Source organism: Catellatospora bangladeshensis (assembly GCF_016862575.1).
Taxonomy (GTDB): Bacteria; Actinomycetota; Actinomycetes; order Mycobacteriales; family Micromonosporaceae; genus Catellatospora; species Catellatospora bangladeshensis.
The window spans coordinates 189,132-207,893 of the sequence record NZ_BONF01000012.1 but is presented as its reverse complement, the minus strand read 5'-3'; the positions used below and the strand labels follow the sequence as shown (position 1 = coordinate 207,893).

The 18,762-nt window shown below is 74.2% G+C and carries 16 protein-coding genes; 5 read left to right on the top strand and 11 right to left on the bottom strand.

The window, feature by feature from the left end; genetic code table 11:
• Positions 1–74 precede the first annotated feature (74 nt).
• The 3 genes from Cba03nite_RS13455 to Cba03nite_RS13445 all read right to left on the bottom strand — a co-directional run bounded on the left by Cba03nite_RS13455 (position 75) and on the right by Cba03nite_RS13445 (position 2,978).
• Positions 75–824 carry a TlpA family protein disulfide reductase gene (locus Cba03nite_RS13455; RefSeq protein WP_239125696.1) on the bottom strand — a complete coding sequence of 250 codons (750 nt, stop codon included), beginning with the start codon at positions 822–824 and terminating at the stop codon, positions 75–77.
• A 125-nt stretch (positions 825–949) separates the two neighbouring features.
• Entirely contained in the window at positions 950–1,693 is a 744-nt protein-coding gene (nth, locus tag Cba03nite_RS13450; protein WP_203745672.1) for an endonuclease III, read from the bottom strand.
• A 10-nt stretch (positions 1,694–1,703) separates the two neighbouring features.
• Complete coding sequence (locus tag Cba03nite_RS13445; protein ID WP_203745670.1) at positions 1,704–2,978, bottom strand: CapA family protein; 1,275 nt, start codon at positions 2,976–2,978, stop codon at positions 1,704–1,706.
• Between the two features lie 175 nt (positions 2,979–3,153).
• On the opposite strand from Cba03nite_RS13445, the gene Cba03nite_RS13440 reads away from it, so the two are divergent.
• Entirely contained in the window at positions 3,154–3,831 is a 678-nt protein-coding gene (locus Cba03nite_RS13440; RefSeq protein WP_120317442.1) for a Crp/Fnr family transcriptional regulator, read from the top strand.
• Between the two features lie 351 nt (positions 3,832–4,182).
• Positions 4,183–5,289 carry a chaplin family protein gene (locus Cba03nite_RS13435; RefSeq protein WP_203745667.1) on the top strand — a complete coding sequence of 369 codons (1,107 nt, stop codon included), beginning with the start codon at positions 4,183–4,185 and terminating at the stop codon, positions 5,287–5,289.
• Between the two features lie 315 nt (positions 5,290–5,604).
• Here Cba03nite_RS13435 and Cba03nite_RS13430 read toward each other — a convergent pair whose 3' ends face one another.
• From Cba03nite_RS13430 to sp36, 7 genes are all read right to left on the bottom strand, one after another.
• Positions 5,605–7,626, bottom strand: a complete 2,022-nt coding sequence (locus Cba03nite_RS13430) for an acetyl/propionyl/methylcrotonyl-CoA carboxylase subunit alpha (protein WP_203745665.1) — start codon at positions 7,624–7,626, stop codon at positions 5,605–5,607.
• Positions 7,623–8,930 carry a carboxyl transferase domain-containing protein gene (locus Cba03nite_RS13425; protein WP_203745664.1) on the bottom strand — a complete coding sequence of 436 codons (1,308 nt, stop codon included), beginning with the start codon at positions 8,928–8,930 and terminating at the stop codon, positions 7,623–7,625. The genes Cba03nite_RS13430 and Cba03nite_RS13425 overlap by 4 nt, the downstream gene beginning before the upstream one ends.
• A gap of 98 nt (positions 8,931–9,028) precedes the next feature.
• Positions 9,029–9,952, bottom strand: coding sequence for a serine/threonine-protein kinase (locus Cba03nite_RS13420; RefSeq protein WP_346111263.1), 924 nt, complete (start codon positions 9,950–9,952; stop codon positions 9,029–9,031).
• A gap of 3 nt (positions 9,953–9,955) precedes the next feature.
• Positions 9,956–13,567, bottom strand: coding sequence for an adenylate/guanylate cyclase domain-containing protein (locus Cba03nite_RS13415; protein ID WP_203745663.1), 3,612 nt, complete (start codon positions 13,565–13,567; stop codon positions 9,956–9,958).
• Positions 13,568–13,574: 7 nt separating this feature from the next.
• Positions 13,575–14,276, bottom strand: coding sequence for an MBL fold metallo-hydrolase (locus Cba03nite_RS13410; RefSeq protein WP_203745662.1), 702 nt, complete (start codon positions 14,274–14,276; stop codon positions 13,575–13,577).
• A 135-nt stretch (positions 14,277–14,411) separates the two neighbouring features.
• A complete protein-coding gene (locus Cba03nite_RS13405) occupies positions 14,412–14,873 on the bottom strand; it encodes a RidA family protein (RefSeq protein WP_203745661.1) in 462 nt (153 codons plus the stop codon).
• A gap of 37 nt (positions 14,874–14,910) precedes the next feature.
• Complete coding sequence (gene sp36 / locus Cba03nite_RS13400; protein ID WP_203745660.1) at positions 14,911–15,072, bottom strand: Sp36 family protein; 162 nt, start codon at positions 15,070–15,072, stop codon at positions 14,911–14,913.
• A gap of 135 nt (positions 15,073–15,207) precedes the next feature.
• Here sp36 and Cba03nite_RS13395 point away from each other — a divergent pair, with 135 nt between their 5' ends.
• From Cba03nite_RS13395 to bagB, 3 genes are read left to right on the top strand one after another with little or no spacing between them, the layout of a single operon-like run.
• Entirely contained in the window at positions 15,208–16,113 is a 906-nt protein-coding gene (locus tag Cba03nite_RS13395; protein WP_203745659.1) for an Rv0361 family membrane protein, read from the top strand.
• 23 nt (positions 16,114–16,136) lie between these two features.
• Positions 16,137–17,123 (top strand): ATPase BagA, encoded by a 987-nt coding sequence (bagA, locus tag Cba03nite_RS13390; protein ID WP_203745749.1) that lies wholly within the window; start codon positions 16,137–16,139, stop codon positions 17,121–17,123.
• 9 nt (positions 17,124–17,132) lie between these two features.
• Positions 17,133–18,257 (top strand): ArsA family ATPase, encoded by a 1,125-nt coding sequence (gene bagB, locus Cba03nite_RS13385; RefSeq protein WP_203745657.1) that lies wholly within the window; start codon positions 17,133–17,135, stop codon positions 18,255–18,257.
• Between the two features lie 115 nt (positions 18,258–18,372).
• Here bagB and Cba03nite_RS13380 read toward each other — a convergent pair whose 3' ends face one another.
• Entirely contained in the window at positions 18,373–18,669 is a 297-nt protein-coding gene (locus tag Cba03nite_RS13380) for a WhiB family transcriptional regulator (RefSeq protein ID WP_203699140.1), read from the bottom strand.
• Positions 18,670–18,762: the final 93 nt, after the last annotated feature.

The window sequence follows — 18,762 nt, the reverse complement described above, 5'->3', positions numbered from 1 at the left end:
TCCCGTCGCGGCCGGCGGCTGCCGATCCCGGCCCGCCTGCCCGCGTGTTCCTGCCTGCTGGCCGCCGTGCCCGCTCACACCCTGCCCAGGTGCTGGTCGACCAGCCGGGACAGGGTCTCGTCGGTGAGCGCGACGTCGCGGTAGACGGCGGCTCGGCCGTCGGGCCCGACGAGCAGCGTCATCGGCAGCACCTTCTCGCCGAGCGCGGCCTGCAGCGTGCCGCCGCGGTCGTACACGGCGGGCATGCCGATCCTCAGCTCGTCGGCCAGCCAGGCGGCTTTCGCGCGGTCGTCCCTGGTCACCACGCCGAGCACCGGCACCCGGCCGCTGTCGGCCAGCCGCTGCAGCGCGGGCAGCTCCGCCCGGCACGGCTCGCACCAGGAGCCCCACAGGTTGATCACGAGCGGCCCGCGCAGCTCGCCGAGCCGTACGTCGTCACCCCCGGCCAGGCACGGCAGCGACAGCTCCGGCAGATCCACGACGCGCAGCTTCGCCGCCGGCCGAGCGCCGGCCGAAGCCGCCTGGCCGGGGCTGGCGCCGATCGCCGGGCTCGCATCCGGGACGGCCGCCGAACTCGGTGCGCCGCTGGGCTGAGACGCGGTCGCCGCGCCGCCGGTCAGCGGAGCGCAGGCGGCGAACGGCTGCGGCACCTTCTCGTCCGGGCCGGGCGCGCCCGGCCCGCCGCAGCCCGCCACGAGCACGGCGACGAGGGCGGTCAGCGCCGCCGCGAGGTGTCCGCTGCGAGGGCTGTCCGCGGCCCTCCGCAGCGGTGACCGCCATTTCCCGGAAACCGCCGGCGTTGCCGCGTCGACGGTCGCCGTCAACGCCGCAGCGACTTCCCTCTTTCGGGGAAACTGCGGGTTCGCGGGGGTCGGTTGGTGCAGTTTCCCCGAAACTGCCGGCACGTCAGGGTGCGCGGCCCCGCCGGGGGTCGCGGGGGTGGGTGAGGTCATGGGGTGACTCCGGCGAGGGCGGCGATCTCGGCGGCGCGGGGGCCCTTGAGGAGTTTGACGGCCTCGGCGGGGTTCGTCGGGCCGGTGCCGTACGACGGGCACATGGCCGCCAGCGGGCAGGCGCCGCAGGCGGGCTTGCGGGCGTGGCAGACGCGGCGGCCGTGGAAGATCACCCGGTGCGACAGCATGGTCCAGTCGCGCTTCTCGACCAGGGCGCCGACCGCGTGCTCGATCTTGACCGGGTCGCTCTCCGCGGTCCAGGCCCACCGCTCGACCAGGCGCTGGAAGTGGGTGTCCACGGTGATGCCGGGCACGCCGAACGCGTTGCCGAGGATCACGTTGGCCGTCTTGCGGCCGATGCCGGGCAGGGTCACCAGCTGCGGCAGCGTGCGCGGCAGCTCGCCGCCGAACCGGTCGACGAGCTGCTGGCCCAGGCCCATCAGCGACGCGGCCTTGTTCCGGAAGAACCCGGTCGGCCGGATCATCTCCTCCAGCTCGACCCGGTCCGCCCCGGCGTACTCGGCCGCGGTGCGGTACTTCGCGAACAGCTTCGGCGTGGTCTCGTTGACCCGTACGTCGGTGCACTGCGCGGACAGGATGGTGGCGACCGCCAGCTCCAGCGGGTTGGTGAAGTCCAGCTCGCAGTGCGCGTCGGGGTGGATGACGGCCAGCTCGCGCGCCATCCGCCGCACCCGTCGCTTGCGCGCCAGTTCCGTCTCACCGCTCACCGTGACCGCCACGGCAGAGAGCCTACGTCGCGGGTGCGCCGATCGACCCGTCCGCGCTCACCACCGCGCCGTTCGCGCCGAAGTCCTCGTCGGTCATCTGCCGGAGCAGGCCGAGCGCGCGGTCCTTGGTGTCGGGCTGCGGGATGCCGTACGAGCCGCTGAAATAGGTCGAGTGGAACCGCCCGGAGACGAAGCCGCCGTCCCGGGTCAGCGAGACCTGGAGCACGCCGCCCCAGCCGACCCGGCCGTTGCTGCTGAGCTGGCCGCCGCCGGCGAAGTTGCCCAGGCTGTACGCGATGAGCCGGCCCTTGTAGAACTCCAGCCCGCGGACCACGTGCGGGCCGTGCCCGATGATGAGGTCGGCCCCGGCGTCGATGACCGCGCGGGAGAAGGCGACCGGGTTGCCCCGGTTCTCGCCCAGGAAGGTCTCGGTGCCCGGCCGGACGTGGCTCTTGTCCGCGCCCTCGGCGCCCATGTGCACCTGGACCACCACGATGTCGGCCCGCTCCGCGGCCTTGGCCACGACCTTCTTCGCCGCGGTGAGATTGATCAGGCTGTTGTTCCCCGAGTACGACGAGAAGCCGAGCACGGCCACCTTCACGCCCTTGACCTCGGCGATGGTGATCTGGCCGGTCTCCCCGGTGTGCTGCAGCCCGGCGGCCTCCAGCGCGCGCTGGGTGTTGGTGAACCCGGCCGTGCCGTAGTCGCGCGCGTGGTTGTTGGCCGTGTTGAGCAGGTCGAACCCGGCGTCCTTGAGGTGCTGGGCGTAGCGCGGGGGCACCCGGAACTGGTGGCAGTTGTTCTTCGCCGGGCTGGCGCCGGGGCTGGGCGTCGCGTTCGGCACGGGGGACGGCTTCGGCGGGCACTTGCCCGAGCCGGTCTCCTCGGTGATCGGCTGCTCCAGGTTGCCCATCACCAGGTCCGCGGGCAGCAGCGCCTTGATCTTGTCGAAGTAGCCCTTGCCGTCGCGCGGGGGCAGGTGGCCCGGCGCGTCGCCCATGATGATGTCACCGGTCGCGGACAGGCTGATCGTCTCGCGCACCGGGGCCGTGGCCTCCTGCGACGGCTCGGCGGCCGCGCCCGCCGGCGGGTGCCACAGCGCCTCGGCATCCTCGGCCGACGAGTTGGCAGCGGTCAGCGCGACGCCGGCCACTGTGACAAGGAGCACGATCGCGCCCGCGGCGGAGACCGCCCGGCGTGCCCGCAGCGCTCCCACGAACCGGTCCAGGAAGGAGCCGGGCGGGGTTTGGGCGGCGGGGTCGGGGGTATCGGGCGGGCTCAGGGGGTGTATGGACATCGCCGGGCACTCTACCCGGAGGCTGCGACGACCCGCATCGGTCGCCGATGCAGGATTCTGGGGGTTGGCGTCCGGTTGCCGCCTGTGTGCGCCTAGACTGACCTCGCGCGGCGTACGGGTAGCGACGAGTCAATCAACGGTGTGCCCACGCATCCGCGTCGATGGAGGGATGGCGATGGACGAGGTGCTGGCTCGCAGCGGAATCTTCCAGGGTGTCGACCCGGAGGCCGCCGAAGCGCTGGCTCGTGAGATGGAGACGATCGAGATCCGCAAGGGCGAGATCGTATTCAACGAGGGCGAGCCGGGTGACAGTCTCTATATCGTACTCTCCGGCAAGATCAAGTTGGGGCGGCGCGCCGCCGACGGCCGGCAGAACCTGGTCTCCGTGATGGGCCCGTCCGACATGCTCGGCGAGCTGTCGCTGTTCGACCCCGGCCCGCGCACCGCGACCGCCACTGCCGTCACCGACGTGCGCCTGGCCCGGCTGCGCAAGCAGGCGCTGCGGCCCTGGCTGAACAACCGGCCGGAGATCGCCGAGCAGCTGCTGCGGGTGCTGGCCCGCCGCCTGCGCCGCACCAACGACGCGCTCGCCGACCTGATCTTCACCGACGTGCCCGGCCGCGTCGCCAAGAACCTGCTGCAGATGGCGGGCCGCTTCGGCACCCGCGACGGCGGCGTGCTGCGGGTGACGCACGACCTCACCCAGGAGGAGCTGGCGCAGCTCGTCGGCGCCTCGCGCGAGACGGTGAACAAGGCCCTGGCCGACTTCGCCTCGCGCGGCTGGCTCCGCCTCGACGGCAAGAGCGTCATCATCCTCGACCCCGAGCGCCTCGCCCGCCGCGCCCGCGTCTGATCCGGGCGCCCCTTCCGGGCACAAGCCCCAAAGAGTCGCGGCCTCAGGTGCTACCTGGGGCCGCGAGTCGTTAAGCGTTGCGGCGGGCGCCTTGAGAATGGGGCGAAACGGGACATAACCGGGCGTTTTGCCTGGCCAAAGTGTCGGGAACCGGTCGCCGACATGTCAGCGGACCGAGGGCTTCGTTGGTCCGAGTGGTCGCGAACCTCGCAATTCAGGTGCGGCTAGACGTGTCCACAGTGACCGATCGTGCGGTGACCGTACGCCTGTGCCTGGGCGAATGGACACCTCTCGCACCGCCTCGATCGGTCGGTCGGAAGTCTCCGACGATCGAAAGAGGTCCCTACCACTATGAACACGTGGGTTCGACGCTCACTCAAGGCCGGCGCGCTCACCGCCGGCGCGGTCATGGCCACCGGCACCGCCGCGTACGCCGAGACCACCGTGATCAGTGCGGGCAACACCGGCGTGCTGAACGGCACCCAGGTCTTCGCTCCGATCCAGGCTCCGATCAACCTCTGCGGCGTGGCCGCGAGTGTGGGCGGCGACGCGATCGCCGGGTGCGAGGGCGGCAGCGCCGCCGAGCTGGAGGGCGTGTACGACGTCCGGATGCTCAGCACCAACAACCACGGCATCCTCAACGGCACGCAGGTCTTCGCCCCGATCCAGGCCCCGATCAACGTCTGCGGCGTGGCCGCGGGCGTGCTCGGCAACGCCGCGGCGTGGTGCGAGGGCGGCGCCTCCGCCGAGATCGGCGGCAACCACAAGCACAAGCCGAAGCACCACGGCTGCGACGACCGCTGCGACCACGACGACAGCGACGGGTACAGCCGCGAGTCGGCCGAGTCCGGCGACCTGCTGGGCGGCCTGCCGCTGCTGGGCGGTCTGACCAACGGCGGCCTGCCGCTGGTCGGCGGCCTCACCAACGGCGGCCTGCCGATCGTCGGCGACCTCACCAAGGGCGGCCTGCCGGTGGTGGGCAGCCTGACCAAGGGCGGCCTGCCGGTCGTCGGCTCGCTGCTGGGCGGCCCGAGCGTGGCCCGCGGCGCCGACGCGATCGACCTCGACTCGATCGACGGCGTCGGCACGGTCGGCCGCTTCGACACCGAGAGCGACGACGCCGTGGACAATACCAGCACGGGCGGCACCGGCGGCGGCAGCGAGCACAAGTGCAACACCGGCTGCGGCGGCAACGGCGGCGGCGGTGGCCACAACCACCACCCGCGCCCGAAGCCGAAGCCGCGCCCGCAGCCCTGCCCGGACCACGGCCACGACCACTCGCACGGCCACCAGCACGGCAAGGACGTGACGCTGATCAGCGCCGGCAACTCCGGCATCCTGAACGGCACCCAGGTGTACGCGCCGATCCAGGTCCCGGTCGACGTCAGCGGCGTCGCCATCGGCGTGCTGGGCAACGCGGCCGCGTGGAGCACCGGCGGCGCCTCGGCGCAGCAGTAGCCGTCCGGCCTGCCGGCGGGCACGGCCCACGATGACTTTCCCCGTCACCCGCGGACCGGAACCGGCGAAACACTGCACCCGCCTCACCCGCCGACAGGCCGGCACCAGCGCGAAACCCTTTCGCTGACGACCCTCGCGCTGGCCCCAGCACCACCAGGACGTCCCCCAGGACCGGGCACCCATCCAGCCCACCGCCCGGGGGACGTCCCTTTTCGTCCCCGCCCCGTCGTCCTCCTGGGGGGCGTTCAAAGACTCGCGCCCTCAGAGCTGCTCCGAGGGCGCGAGTCTTTACGAGTTGCGACAAGAAGACGCAGGTCAGGCGGGGGTCAGCACGGCGAGCAGGGCGCCGGTGTCGACGAGTACGCCGGGGCGGACGGTGACCGCCGCGACGACGCCGTCGGCGGGGGCGTGCACCGGGTGCTCCAGCTTCATCGCCTCCAGCGTGAGCAGCAGGTCACCGGCGCCGACGCGCTGGCCGGGGGCGACCAGCACCCGCCCGACGGCCCCCGGCAGCGGGGCGGTCAGCGAGCCCTCCTCCAGCTCCTGCACCGGCACCGGGAAGCGGGGCAGGCGGCGCAGCGACAGGGAGCCCTCGGCGCTGTCCACGTACGCGGTCTCGCCGACCTCGTGCACGTGCAGGGCCAGCCGGATGCCGGCCACATCCAGCACCACCTCGTCGGGGGAGGCGGACAGGACCGCGACCGGCGGGTGGTCGTCGACGGGCCCGGACGGGCCGAGCCCGGCCAGGTCCAGCTCCTCGGGGTCGACGGCGCGGACCCACCACTGGGCGAGCGCCCCGGACGCGTCGAGGCGGTAGCCGACCTCGACCGGGCCCGCGGGGCCGTCGTACACGACGCTCTGTGCGACGGTGGGCACGTTGCGCCAGCCGGACGGGATGCCGCGCTGCACCGGGGCCTCGGCCCGGCGCCGGGCGGCGGCCGCGAGCGCGGCGGCGAGGCAGCTCAGCCGGACGGCCTCCACGGAAGACAGCAGCGGCGCGAACACCTCGGGCTGCCGGTCGAGCAGGCCGGTGTCGATCTGCCCGGTGAGGAAGGCGGGGTGGCGCAGCACGCGTACCAGCAGGTCCCGGTTGGTGACCAGGCCGTGGATGCGGGTCCGCGCCAGCGTCCCGGCCAGCATGCGGGCGGCCTCGTAGCGGGTGGGCGCCCAGGCGACTAGCTTGGCCAGCAGGGAGTCGTAGTGCACGCCGACGACCGTGCCGGGCTCTACGCCGGAGTCGACGCGCAGGCCGGGCTGGAGCATGGGCCGGAAGCGGGCGGACACCTCGGGCACCTCGAAGCGGTGCACCTGCCCGGTGGCGGGCAGCCAGTTGCTGGCCGGGTCCTCGGCGCACAGCCGCACCTCGATGGCGTGCCCGCGCATCGGCGGCGCGGACAGGAACGGCAGCTGCCCGCCCTCGGCCAGGAACATCTGCAGCCGGACCAGGTCGAAGCCGGTGACGCACTCGGTGACCGGGTGCTCGACCTGCAGCCGCGTGTTCATCTCCAGGAAGTAGAACTCGCCGTCGGGGCTGAGCAGGAACTCCACCGTGCCGATGCCGACGTACCCGATGGCCTCGGCGACCAGGACCGCGGCGGCGCACAGGTTCTCGCGCAGCTCGGGCGAGACCGCCGGGGACGGCGCCTCCTCGATGATCTTCTGGTGCCGGCGCTGGATGGAGCACTCGCGCTCGCCCAGGGTCACCGTGTTGCCGTGCTGGTCGGCGGCGATCTGGACCTCGATGTGCCGGGCCTGCTCGACGTAGCGCTCGCAGAACACGGCCGAGTCGCCGAACGCGCCGAAGGCCTCGCGCCGGGCCGAGGAGACCGCCTCGGCCAGCGAGTCGGCGTCGCGCACCACCCGCATGCCGCGCCCGCCGCCGCCGACGGCGGCCTTGACCAGCACCGGGAACTCGTCCACCGCGGCCGGGTCGGTCCAGCTCGGCAGCACCGGCACCTCGGCCTCGGCCAGCAGCAGCTTGGCGTCGACCTTGGAGGCCATCACCGAGATGACCTTCGCGGGCGGGCCGACCCAGGTCAGCCCGGCGTCGGTCACCGCGGCGGCGAAGTCGGCGTTCTCGGCCAGGAAGCCGTAGCCCGGGTGGATCGCGTCGGCGCCGGTCTTGCGGGCCGCCGCCAGGATCAGGTCCCCGCGCAGGTACGTGGCGCTGGGCGCCGAGCCCGGCAGCTGCACCGCGTAGTCGGCCTCGGCCACGTACGGGGAGTCGGTGTCGGCGATGGAGTAGACCGCGACCGTCTCCACCCCCACGGCCCGGCACGTGGCGAAGATGCGCCGGGCGATCTCGCCCCGGTTCGCCACCAGCAGCCTGCGGATCATGACGCCACCTCCCGTTCGGCCACGTGGCCCGGCACGCCGCGGCGGGCCGCCGACGCGCTCACCGACAGGCAGATGCCCAGCACGGTACGGGTGTCACGCGGGTCGATCACGCCGTCGTACGGCTCGTTGGTCAGGTCACCCACCGGCCAGGCGAACCGGAAGCCCGGCCCGGCCAGCGTCCAGGCGCCCGGCTCCACGCCGAGCACCAGCGTCATCCGGTCCGCCTGGGACAGCGCGCGCAGCAGCGGCGCGGAGGCGTCGGGCGCGGGCTCCACCACCGGGTTGGCCAGCACCAGCACCGGCACGCCCGCGTTGGCGGCCAGCCGGGCCAGCTCCACGCCCTTGTCCGCCGACTCGGCGTCCACGGCCAGGCCGGTCGCGGCGAGCACCGCGACCCGGTGCCCGTGCACCGCGCCGAACCCGGCCAGCACGGCCGGGCCCCGCTGCGGGCGGAATTCGTCCAGGTCGGACCCGTCGAGCACGCGCGCCAGCACCTCCCGCGGCTCGGTCACCCCGCGCGGGTCGGCGCTGGCCACCGCCAGCAGCTCCTCGGCCTCGTAGCGCGGCGGCTCGTCCGGCCGGGCGGCCCCGGCCAGGAGGCTCTCGGCGGGGCGCGGCCCGTGCCGGAAGGTGACGAGCTGGCGTACGGTCTGCCGGAGCAGGCGTAGCGCGTCGCGCTCGTCCTCGGCGACGACGTCCACCCGGGTCGCGTCGCCGCGCCCGCGCACCGTGAGCGCGTGGTCGGCCAGGTCGGGCAGCGGGGCGAGCCAGGCGTCCAGCGGGCCGAACACGGCGCAGAGCACCGGCGCCGCCATCCGGCTCAGCCGCGCGAAGCTGGGATCGGGCGCACCCGCGCCGCGCTCGTCGTCGGCGGTCGACTCCAGCAGCAGCACCAGCGGCAGCAGATGGCGCCCGGCCAGCTCGACGGCGCGCGCGAACTTGCGCCGGCCCGCCGCGGACGGCCCGCCGACGCGTACGGTCGGGTCGTTGGCGATCAGCATGCACTCGATGCCGTCGACCACGCCGAGCGCCGTGACCAGGCCGGCCCCGGCGGGCTCGCCGGTCTCCCGGCCGGCCGTCGCGGCGAGTTCCAGCAGCGCCGTGTCGGTGTCCACGAGCAGCTCGATGCGCTCGCGCGGCAGCAGCTTGCCGCGGGCGTGGTGGCGGGTCACCTCCTTCTCGCCGCCGCCGTCGCGGGCCTGCCCGTGCGCGTGGTCCAGCGCACGCAGCGCCGCCTGGGCGGTGCTCCGGTTGTCGAGGAAGGAGGGCGCGCGGGGATCCAGCGCGGTGTCGAGAGTCGCCATGGTGAACCTGCTCTCCGTGCTCCACCGCTTGTTGACACCAGAGCAACGAGTGGTTCAAGGAGCGCGACACGCACCCGGCGGCGCGTCGTGGGCGGCGGTCAGCGGCCGAAGAGGTTGTCGATCAGGTTCGTGAAGAAGCCGGGGCGCTGCACGGGGACGGTGGGCGGGTCGAAGTTCGACACGTCCGCGGTCGACTGGTCCTCCTGGGCGGGGCCGTCCAGGTCGACGGAGGCGAGCAGTTCCTCCAGCGCACGGGCGGTGGGCCGCTTGTCCGGGTCGTTCTCCATGCCCTGGCGCAGCACGGCGCACAGCGCCAGGGGCACCTCGGGCAGGTCCGGCACCGGCTGGGCGAACATCTCGATCAGCGTGAGCAGGCCCGGCGGGTGGTCGGGCTCCCAGCGCGGCGGCGCGCCCCGCAGCAGGGCGTACAGGGTGGCGCAGAGGGCGTACACGTCCCCGGCCGGGCCGGGCTCGGCGCGGCGGAACGCCTCCGGCGGCGCGTACGCCGGGGTCATCACGTCCAGGGTGATGTCCGGGTCGCGGATCTCGGCGAGGATGGCCAGCCCGAAGTCGGCCAGCGCCGGCTCACCGAACGCGCTGATCAGGATGTTGGCGGGCTTGACGTCGCGGTGCACCACGCCGCGCTCGTGCGCGTCGGCGAGCGCGTCGGCGATCTTCACGCCGATGTCGCGCACCTCGTGCGCCCGCAGCGGCATGCGGTCCTGGTACGACCCCGCGTACAGCTCCATGATCAGGTAGGGGTGGTTGTCGGCGGTCACCCCGGCGTCGAACAGGTCGGCCACGTGCGGGTGGCCGGACATCTTGCCCGCCGCGCGGGCCTCGCGCAGGAAGCGGGCGCGGTCCCGGTCGCCCTCGATGGTCCGGTTCTCCACCTTGACCGCGACCTCGCGCCCCACCGAGCCCTGGGTGGCCCGGAAGATCGTCGCGTAGCCGCCGACGGCCAGCAGCGACAGATCGGTGAGTCCGGGGATCTCCGGGAACGAGGTCGGGGTGTGCTTCACGCGCTAGACGGTAGCGCCTCGCCCTTCGGTCACGGCACCCCATGTCGCCAATGCAACGGCACGCTCGCTCGCCTGCTGCGTGCCCTCCGCGATCGAGCGGGCTCGCTCCGCCGCGACCAGCGCCTCCGCGTCGCGCCCGGCCGCGGCGAGGACCCGGGCGTACGTCGCGGCGGACCGCACCCGGCTGCGTACGTCCACCGCGGGCAGCGACTCGGCCAGCTCGGCGGCGGCCAGCGCCTCCTCGATCTGCCCACCGGCCAGCAGCGCGTCGGCGTACAGGGCCACGCCCTGGCGGCGGGAGTAGAGCATGGACGGCGCGTGCGGGGCGGCCGCGACCGGCGTGAGCAGCCGGATCGCCATGGCCGTGTCGCCCGCCGCGAGCCGGGCCGCGCCCAGCAGCGCGCGCGGGCCCACCCGGGCCGGATCGAGCACGCCGTACGGCGAGACCATGGTCAGCACCGAGCGGGCGTCCAGCTCGGCCGCCTCGGGGTCGCCCCGGTCCAGCGCCACGAAGCCGCGCACCGTGCCCGCCATGCCGACCAGCAGCGGGTGCCCGACCTTCTCCCCCTCCTGCAGCGCCTCGCCGAGCAGGTCCTCGGCGTGGCCGTACTCCCCCAGCCCGCGCGCCACCACACCCCGGGCGACCAGGGCGAACCCGCGCCCCCAGGTGTCCTTGGCGGCGGCGAAGTCGCGGTAGGCGCGGCGCGCCTCCCGGTCCGCCTCACCCAGCTCGCCCAGCTCGGCGGCGGCGAACGCGGCCACCGCCCGCAGCGTGCCCACCGCCCACGCCTCGCCGACGCGCTCGCCGAACGGCAGGAACACGTGCGCCAGCCGCAGCGCCTCGGTCAGCCGCCCCGACAGCAGCCGGGCGAACGCGGACGTGCCGCGCAGCCAGGCCCGGCCCACCGGGTCCTTGGTCTCGGCGAACAGCCGCGCCGCACGGGCCAGCGCCGCGTCGGCCCCGGCGAAGTCGCCCCGGGTGGTGGTCACCCAGGCCAGGTTCTGCAGCGACCAGGCCTGCGACTTGCGGTCGCCCGCGGACACCGCGATCTGGTACGCCCCGGCGAACCGGCTGGACGCGTCGCCCAGCCGCCCGCCCAGGAAGTCGGCCATGCCCAGGCGGCGCATCGCCTCGGCGCGCTCGCCCGGCAGCTCGGCGTCGGTGGCCGTGTTCAGCGCCTCCGACCACAGCCGGTAGGCGTGGCCCGGGTCGCCCTGCGCCACGTGTGCCCGGCCGGCCAGCAGCAGGCCGCCAGCCCGGGTGCGCGGGTCGTCGGTGGCGTCGGCGACCAGCTTCTCGGCGTCGTGCAGCGCCTCGGCGATCCGGCCGTACTGCAGCAGCGAGCGGGCGTGCACCAGCCGGTCCGGCAGCGGCAGCGCGCCGGGCGCCAGCCGGGCCGCGCGCTCGCCGTAGCCGACCGCCTCGGCGGGCTCGCCGGCCTGGCCCGCGCGCCGGGCCGCCCGGCCCAGCGCGGCCACGCCCAGCGGCCCGACCTGCCGCGCGGGCACGTCGGGGCGCAGCCGCACCGCGTCGGCCAGCCGGGTGGCGCGCTCGGCGTGCTCGGCCACGAACGCGTCGCGCACCGCGTCGGTCACCCCGGTCAGGCCCGCGACGGTCCGTCCCGACGACACCGCCAGCGGCGGCTGGCCGGGCGCGGCCCAGCGGGCCAGGAACGCGTGCCGGTCGGCGAGGTCCGCCTTGCCCACGCCGCCGTACGCGGCCTCGCGCAGCAGCGGGGTGGCGAACGCGAACCCGCCCCGCACCCGGCGCAGCATGCGCCGCTGCAGCAGCTCGTCGATCGCCCGCTCCAGCTCGACCGCGACCACGGCGGCCGGGCGGCCGTCGCGGGTGGACCGCCGCTCGCGCAGCGCCTCCAGCGCACCGGCCGGCACGGTGTCGCCGACCACGGCCGCGTCGCGCAGCACCGCGCGGGCCTCGACGGGCAGCGCGTCGATGCGGGCCGCGAGCACCGCGGCCAGGTCCCGGGACAGCAGCTGGTTGCCCAGCGAGCCGGGCGTCAGCCGCCACTGCGCGCCCGCCTTCACCAGCGCGCCGCGCTCCATCAGCAGCGTGGTCAGCTCCGCGAGGTAGAACGGGTTGCCCTGGGCGGTGGTGAGCAGCCGGTCCTCGTCGGCCTGCGGCAGCCGCCCGCCCTTCAGGTATGCGGTGAGCAGCCGGGCCGCGTCCGCGCCACGCAGCGGCGGCAGCGTGAGCGCCTCGGCGTCGGCGACCCTGGTCAGCTGGCCCGCCCGGCGCACCAGCTCGGGGCGGCCCAGCAGCAGCACCAGCACCGGGCCGGTCAGCTCCTCCAGCGCGACGCCGAGCGCGTCCAGCGTCTCCGGGGTGCCGTCGTGCAGGTCGTCCACGATCACGGCCAGCGGCGACTCGGTGGCCAGCGCGTCCAGCAGGCGCGCCACGGCCACCGCGAGCGTCGCGGTCTCCCGGCCCGGCTGCTCCGGGTCGTCCCCGGACATCCCGTGCCACTGGGCCAGCTCGGTCGGGTCGGCGTAGCCGAGCAGCGACAGCAGCGCGTCCACGTCCACGCTGACCGGCTTGCCGGGCTCGCTGCGCTGGGTCAGCCGGGTGGTCAGGCGGCGCAGCCGCTCCTCGGCGACCGCCCGGGTGACCGCCGTCGAGCCGTCCGCGGGCAGGCCGACTGCGAGCCGGACCAGGTCCGACAGCGGCGCCAGCCGGCGGCGCTCGCCGTACGCGGCGCACCGCACCGACAGCACCCGCGCCTGCGTACGCGCCGCGAAGCGGCCCGCGCTGACCTCATACCCGTTGGCGAAGCGCTCGACCTCGGACGCGAACCGGGTCTTGCCGATGCCCGCCTCGGCCGTGAACACCAGCACCCGCGGCTCGTCCCGGTCGACGACCTCGGCCAGGCGGCCGGCGACCCGGCCCAGCTCGGCCTCGCGGCCCACGAACGGGCCCTCCTCGCCCAGCCCCGCCCGGCTGCCCCGGGCGTCGTGCAGGCCCAGCAGCTCGTACGTCTCGACCGGCTCGCGTTTGCCCTTCAGCCGCAGCGGCCGCAGGTTGCGCCAGCCCGCCACCGACCCGGTCGCCGCGACCGTGCGCGCGCCCGCGTAGACCGCGCCCACCGCGGCCGCGTCGGCCAGCCGCGCCGCGGTGTTCACCGTGTCGCCGATGACCGTGTACTCCAGGCCCGCCTGCACGCCCGCGACCACCGGCCCGGTGTTGATGCCCAGCCGCAGGCCGGTCGGGGCGCTGCCGCCCCGCTCGTCGTCCAGCACCCGGCGCACCGCGCGCTGCATCGACAGCGCCGCCCGCACCGCCCGCTCGGCGTCGTCCTCGTGCGCCACCGGCGCCCCGAACACCGCCATGATGCCGTCGCCGGTCAGCTTGTCCACGTGCCCGCCGAACGTCTTCACCGCCCCGGCCAGCGCCGACAGCACCCGGTCGGTCACCGCGCCGACCCGCTCCGGGTCCAGCTCCTCCGACCACGAGGTGAAGTCCGACAGGTCGCCGAACAGCACGGTGACCACGCGGCGCTCGGTCGCAGGCAGCGTCGCCGCCGCGGGCAGCGCCGCGCCGCAGTGGTGGCAGAAGCGGGCCGCCGGCACCGGGACGGTCCCGCACACAGGGCAGGTCATGACGCGTTCACAGCTCGCTCAACGTCTCGAGGTAGGCGAGTTGTGCCCGCACGGTCCACTCCGCCGCGAACCTGATCCCCGGATCGACGTCGGCGTAGACGACGTTCACCACGTCCTCGGGCGTACGCGCGCCCTGCTTCAGCGCCGCGCGCACCTGGTCGAGGCGCTCCAGCCGGTGGTCGCGCAGCCAGCGCGCCGCCGCCGCGCAGTCCGGCAGCACCGGCCCGTGCCCCGGCAGGCCCGGCACCTCGTACCCGGCCAGCACGTCCAGGCTCGCCAGATACGCCCCCACGTCGCCGTCGGGCCAGGCCACCACGCTGCTGCCACGGCCGAGGATCGTGTCCCCGGTGAAGACCACGCGCTGCCCGTCGCGCTCGGCGACGAAGCAGACGGAGTCGGTGGTGTGTCCCGGCGTGGGCAGCTCCGTCAGCCAGTCCGGCACCTCGCCCACGCTCGCGCCGGTCAGCGCGAGCAGCGTCATGATCCCGTCCACATGGTCCGGGTGGCCGTGCGTGAACAGGATGCGGCGGACCGGACCCGCCTCGATGATCGCCTCCAGGTGGGCGAGGTCGTCCGGCCCCGGGTCGATGACCGTGCCGTCGTCCAGCAGCCAGGTGTTCGTGCCGTCGAGGGTCATCGGCCCGGCATTGGGCGCCCGCAACCAGGTCACCCAGTCGGGAAGAAGCTCGGAGTCCAGCCGCGCCGTCATGCCGAGAACTCTACTGATCCACCGGCCGCCCACCACCTGCCGCCGCAGACCCGTCGGAGGGCGGCGGCCGGTGCCGGACAGACGTCGGCCCGCCCGGTTCACCCGGACGGGCCGATGCGTTCGCGAGCGCGCGGGTCAGTCGCGGACCTCGGCGATCAGCTCGACCTCGACAGGGGCGTTCAGCGGGAGCTCGCCCACTCCGACGGCGCTGCGGGCGTGTTTGCCGCTCTCCCCGAACACCGCGCCGAACAGCTCCGAGGCGCCGTTGATGACGCCGGGCTGGCCGCTGAAGCCGGGCGCGGAGGCCACGAAGCCGACGACCTTGACGATCCGGACGACCTTGTCCAGGCCGACCAGCCATTCAAGTGCGGCCAAGCCGTTGAGGGCGCATCGGGCGGCCAGCTCTTTCGCCTGCTCGGCGGTGATCTCGGCACCGACCTTGCCGGTGGCCAGCAGCTTGCCGTCGGCCATGGGCAGCTGGCCGGATACGTACACGTGGTTGCCGGAGCGCACCGCGGGCACGTACGCCGCCACCGGCGGCACCACCTCGGGCACCTTCAGGCCCAGCTCGGCGAGCTTCTCGTACGGGTCAGACATCTTTGTCTCCTTCGCCGCGGTCCCCCGCGGATCGCGCTCAGTCGGCCTTCGGCCGCTTCAGGTAGGCCACCAGCTGCTCGGGGTTGTTGGGGCCGGGCACGACCTGCACCAGCTCCCAGCCGTCGGCGCCCCAGGTGTCGAGGATCTGCTTGGTCGCGTGGACCAGCAGCGGCACGGTGGCGTACTCCCACTTCGTCATGGGCATAACCTAACCTGCCCCCAAGATCTCGCAGGTCGATCCCTACTGCGAGGTCGTGCCAGGTGCGGTTAAGCTGAGCCGCCGCGGGGGCAGCAGGTGTGTCGCGGCTCCGTGAGAGGGACCAGGGGAGATCAGATGACCCAGCCGACCGACGACCAGCAGCCGACGGCTCCGCAGACGCCGGGCCAGGCCGCCTATCCGCCGCCTGCCGACCCGTTCGCGTCCGCCGCGGTGACGCCGCCGACGGCTCCGCAGCCGGCCGTGCCGCTGCCGCCGACCACGCCGGTTACCCCGCCGCCCGCGGCTCCGGTCGCGCCGCAGGTGCCCGCGCCGCAGCCGCCGGCCGAGCAGGCCCCGGTCCCGGTCGCGCCGGTGTCGGGCGCGCCGACCCCCGTCTCGGGCACTCCCGCCTTCACCACGCCCACCGCCGCTTACCCGACCTCGGGCCAGCCCGCGTACCCGACCTCCGGACAGCCCGTCTACCCGACCTCGGGACAGCCGGCCTATCCGGCCGCCGGTCAGCCGCCGTACGTGCCGGGACAGCCCGGCTACCCCGCGGCGCCGTACCCGGGCGCGCCCGGCTTCCCGCCGGCCCCGGTGAAGAAGAGCAAGGCGCCGCTGATCATCGGCATCGTGCTCGGCGTCCTGCTGCTGCTGTGCGGCGGCGGCATCACCGCGTACGTGCTGCTGACCCGGAACACCGAGGGGGTCGGCGCGGCGTCGGCGAAGGACGCCACGACCAGCTTCCTCACCGCGGTCTACAAGGATGGCGACGCCGCCGCGGCGGAGAAGCTGGTGTGCGGCGACGCCCGCGACCGCAAGGAGATCGACGCCAAGATCGCCGAGATCAAGGCCGAGACCTCGGCGCTCAAGGGCGCCGACTTCACCTGGGAGACCCCGAAGATCTCCGGCGAGTCCGCCACCGAGGCGACCGCCGAGGTGACCATCAAGCTCGTCACCAGTGACGAGAAGATGTCGGAGCAGCAGCTCACATTGATCCTCGTCAAGCACGAAGGCTGGTTCGTCTGCGAGGTGAAGTAGCCACCTGGCACCATCGAGGGGTGCTGAACGACGCGTACGACGGGCCGGTCCAGGATCGCGGTGCACGTGACACCGCCTGGCCGGCCCGTCTGCATGTGGTCACGGGCAAGGGCGGGGTCGGCAAGACCACCGTCGCCGCCGCGCTGGCCTTCGCCCTGGCCGCGCAGGGGCAGCGGACCCTCCTGGTCGAGGTGGAGGGCCGGCAGGGGCTGGCGCAGCTGTTCGAGCTGGAGCCGCTGCCCTACGCCGAGCGCCGCCTGCCCGACGCCGGGGTGGACGTGCGCCTGCTCGCGGTGGACCCCGAGGAGGCGCTGCTGGAGTACCTCGACCTCTTCTACCGGATGGGCGCGGCCGGGCGGGCGCTGCGCAAGCTGGGCGCGATCGACTTCGCCACCACGGTGGCCCCGGGCCTGCGCGACATCCTGCTGACCGGCAAGGTCAAGGAGGCCACCACCCGCACCGACGACAGCGGGCGCCGGGTGTACCGCGCGGTGGTGCTCGACGCCCCGCCGACGGGCCGGATCGGCCGCTTCCTGAACGTGACCGCCGAGGCCGCGAAGCTGGCCAAGCTCGGACCGATCAAGTCGCAGAGCGAGGGCGTGGCCGCGCTGCTGCGCTCCCCGATGACGTCGGTGCACCTGGTCACCCTGCTGGAGGAGATGCCGGTGCAGGAGACCGCGGACGCGCTGCGCGAGCTGGCCACGCTGAACATCCCGGTCGGCAAGGTCATCGTGAACTGCGCCCGCCCGCCGCTGCTGGCCGGCGACCGGCTCACCCAGGCCGAGCTGAAGCGCGGGCTGGCCGCAGTGGGCCTGCCCGACGACCGGCGTACGGTCACCGCCCTGCTCGCCGAGGCCAGGGACCACCAGGCGCGCCATGCGCTGGAGCAGGAACTGCGCGGCGAGCTGGCGGCGCTGCGGCGGCCGGTGATGGAGCTGCCGCTGCTGCCCGACGGCATCGACATGGCCGGTGTCCAGCACCTGGCCAAGCTGTTGAGCGCCGCCCCTTAGGCTGGGCACATGCTCGACGTGGACGCCCTGTTGGCAGACCCCGGCGTACGGATCGTGGTGTGCTGCGGCTCGGGCGGGGTCGGCAAGACCACCACGGCCGCCGCGCTGGCCCTGCGCGCCGCCGAGAAACACGGGCGGCGCACGGTGGTGCTGACCATCGACCCGGCCCGGCGGCTGGCACAGTCGCTCGGGCTCACCGAGCTGGACAACACCCCCCGCCCGGTGGAAGGGCTCGCCGGGGACGGCGAGCTGCACGCCATGATGCTGGACATGAAGCGCACCTTCGACGAGGTGGTGCTGACCCACACCGCGCCGGAGCGGGCCAAGGAGATCTTCGCCAACCCCTTCTACCAGGCCATGAGCTCGACGTTCTCGGGCACGCAGGAGTACATGGCGATGGAGAAGCTGAGCCAGCTGCGGTCCACCGACCGGTGGGACCTGATCGTGGTGGACACCCCGCCGTCGCGCTCCGCGCTGGACTTCCTGGACGCGCCCGCCCGGCTGGGCCGCTTCCTGGACGGCAAGATGCTGCGGCTGCTGATGGTGCCCGCGCGGGCCGGCGGCAAGAGCATGTTCAACCTGGTCACCGCTTCGTTCGGGGTGTTTTCCAAGGCGGTGCAGCGCATCCTCGGCGCGCAGCTGCTCAGCGACCTGTCCGGCTTCGTGTCGGCGCTCGACTCGACGTTCGGCGGCTTCCGCGAGCGCGCCGACCGGACCTACCGGGTGCTGCAGGACCCGCAGACGGCGTTCCTCGTGGTGGCGGCCCCGGAGCCGGATGCGGTACGCGAGGCGGCGTACTTCGCCGAGCGGCTCGGCGCCGAGCGCATGCCGCTGGCCGGGCTGGTGCTGAACCGGGTGCACCGCTCGGAGCTGCCGGAGCTGTCGGCCGCCGACAGCGCGGAGGCCGCCGAGAAGCTGACCGCCGAGCACGCCGAGCACACCCTGACCGCCCAGGCGCTGGAGGTGCACGCGCTGCTGATGCGGCAGGTGGCCCGGGAGTCGGAGGTGTCGACCGGCTTCACCGACGAGTTCCCGCACGTCCCGGTGGCGTACGTGCCCGCCCAGCCGACCGACGTGCACGACCTCGCCGGCCTTCGCGAGATCGGCGGCGCACTGGCCGCGCCTACCGCGTGATCAAGTCGCCCCCGCGTCGTTAGACCAGCGTGAGGGCAGTTTCGATCATGACGAGCGATGCGCCGCCCGTGCCGTGGGAACGGCGCGAACGGCGCATCGGCTCGTCAATCGGACGTCAGGCCCGGACCAGCTCCCGGCGGTCCTGCTCCTGCATGGCTACCTCGAAGGCGCGCTTCCAACTCGCCACGTGCGGGTGCCGGCGCAGCAGTGCGCGGCGCTCCCGCTCGGTCATACCGCCCCAGACCCCGAACTCGATGCGGTTGTCGAGTGCGTCCGCCAGGCACTCGTACCGCACCGGGCAGCCGCGGCAGACCCTCTTGGCGATGTTCTGCTCCGCGCCCTGAACGAACAGCGCGTCCGGATCCCCGTTCCGGCACGCCGCGAGACTGGGCCAATCGTTGACCATGCCCATGTGTCCACGTCCCCCCTGACGTTCCCCCTCACCGCTCGCGACCTGCCCCGTCCCGCCGGGTCGCAAACCCAGCGAAAACCGAGCACATCCCCC

Coding starts and splice junctions, on each gene's coding strand:
- Cba03nite_RS13435 (WP_203745667.1), top strand. CDS start 4,183: ATGAACACGTGGGTTCGACGCTCACTCAAGGCCGGCGCGCTCACCGCC.
- Cba03nite_RS13380 (WP_203699140.1), bottom strand. CDS start 18,669: ATGGGCATGGTCAACGATTGGCCCAGTCTCGCGGCGTGCCGGAACGGG.
- Cba03nite_RS13415 (WP_203745663.1), bottom strand. CDS start 13,567: ATGACCTGCCCTGTGTGCGGGACCGTCCCGGTGCCGGCGGCCCGCTTC.
- Cba03nite_RS13425 (WP_203745664.1), bottom strand. CDS start 8,930: ATGGCGACTCTCGACACCGCGCTGGATCCCCGCGCGCCCTCCTTCCTC.
- Cba03nite_RS13405 (WP_203745661.1), bottom strand. CDS start 14,873: ATGTCTGACCCGTACGAGAAGCTCGCCGAGCTGGGCCTGAAGGTGCCC.
- Cba03nite_RS13395 (WP_203745659.1), top strand. CDS start 15,208: ATGACCCAGCCGACCGACGACCAGCAGCCGACGGCTCCGCAGACGCCG.
- Cba03nite_RS13410 (WP_203745662.1), bottom strand. CDS start 14,276: ATGACGGCGCGGCTGGACTCCGAGCTTCTTCCCGACTGGGTGACCTGG.
- sp36 (WP_203745660.1), bottom strand. CDS start 15,072: ATGACGAAGTGGGAGTACGCCACCGTGCCGCTGCTGGTCCACGCGACC.
- Cba03nite_RS13440 (WP_120317442.1), top strand. CDS start 3,154: ATGGACGAGGTGCTGGCTCGCAGCGGAATCTTCCAGGGTGTCGACCCG.
- bagB (WP_203745657.1), top strand. CDS start 17,133: ATGCTCGACGTGGACGCCCTGTTGGCAGACCCCGGCGTACGGATCGTG.
- Cba03nite_RS13430 (WP_203745665.1), bottom strand. CDS start 7,626: ATGATCCGCAGGCTGCTGGTGGCGAACCGGGGCGAGATCGCCCGGCGC.
- Cba03nite_RS13445 (WP_203745670.1), bottom strand. CDS start 2,978: ATGTCCATACACCCCCTGAGCCCGCCCGATACCCCCGACCCCGCCGCC.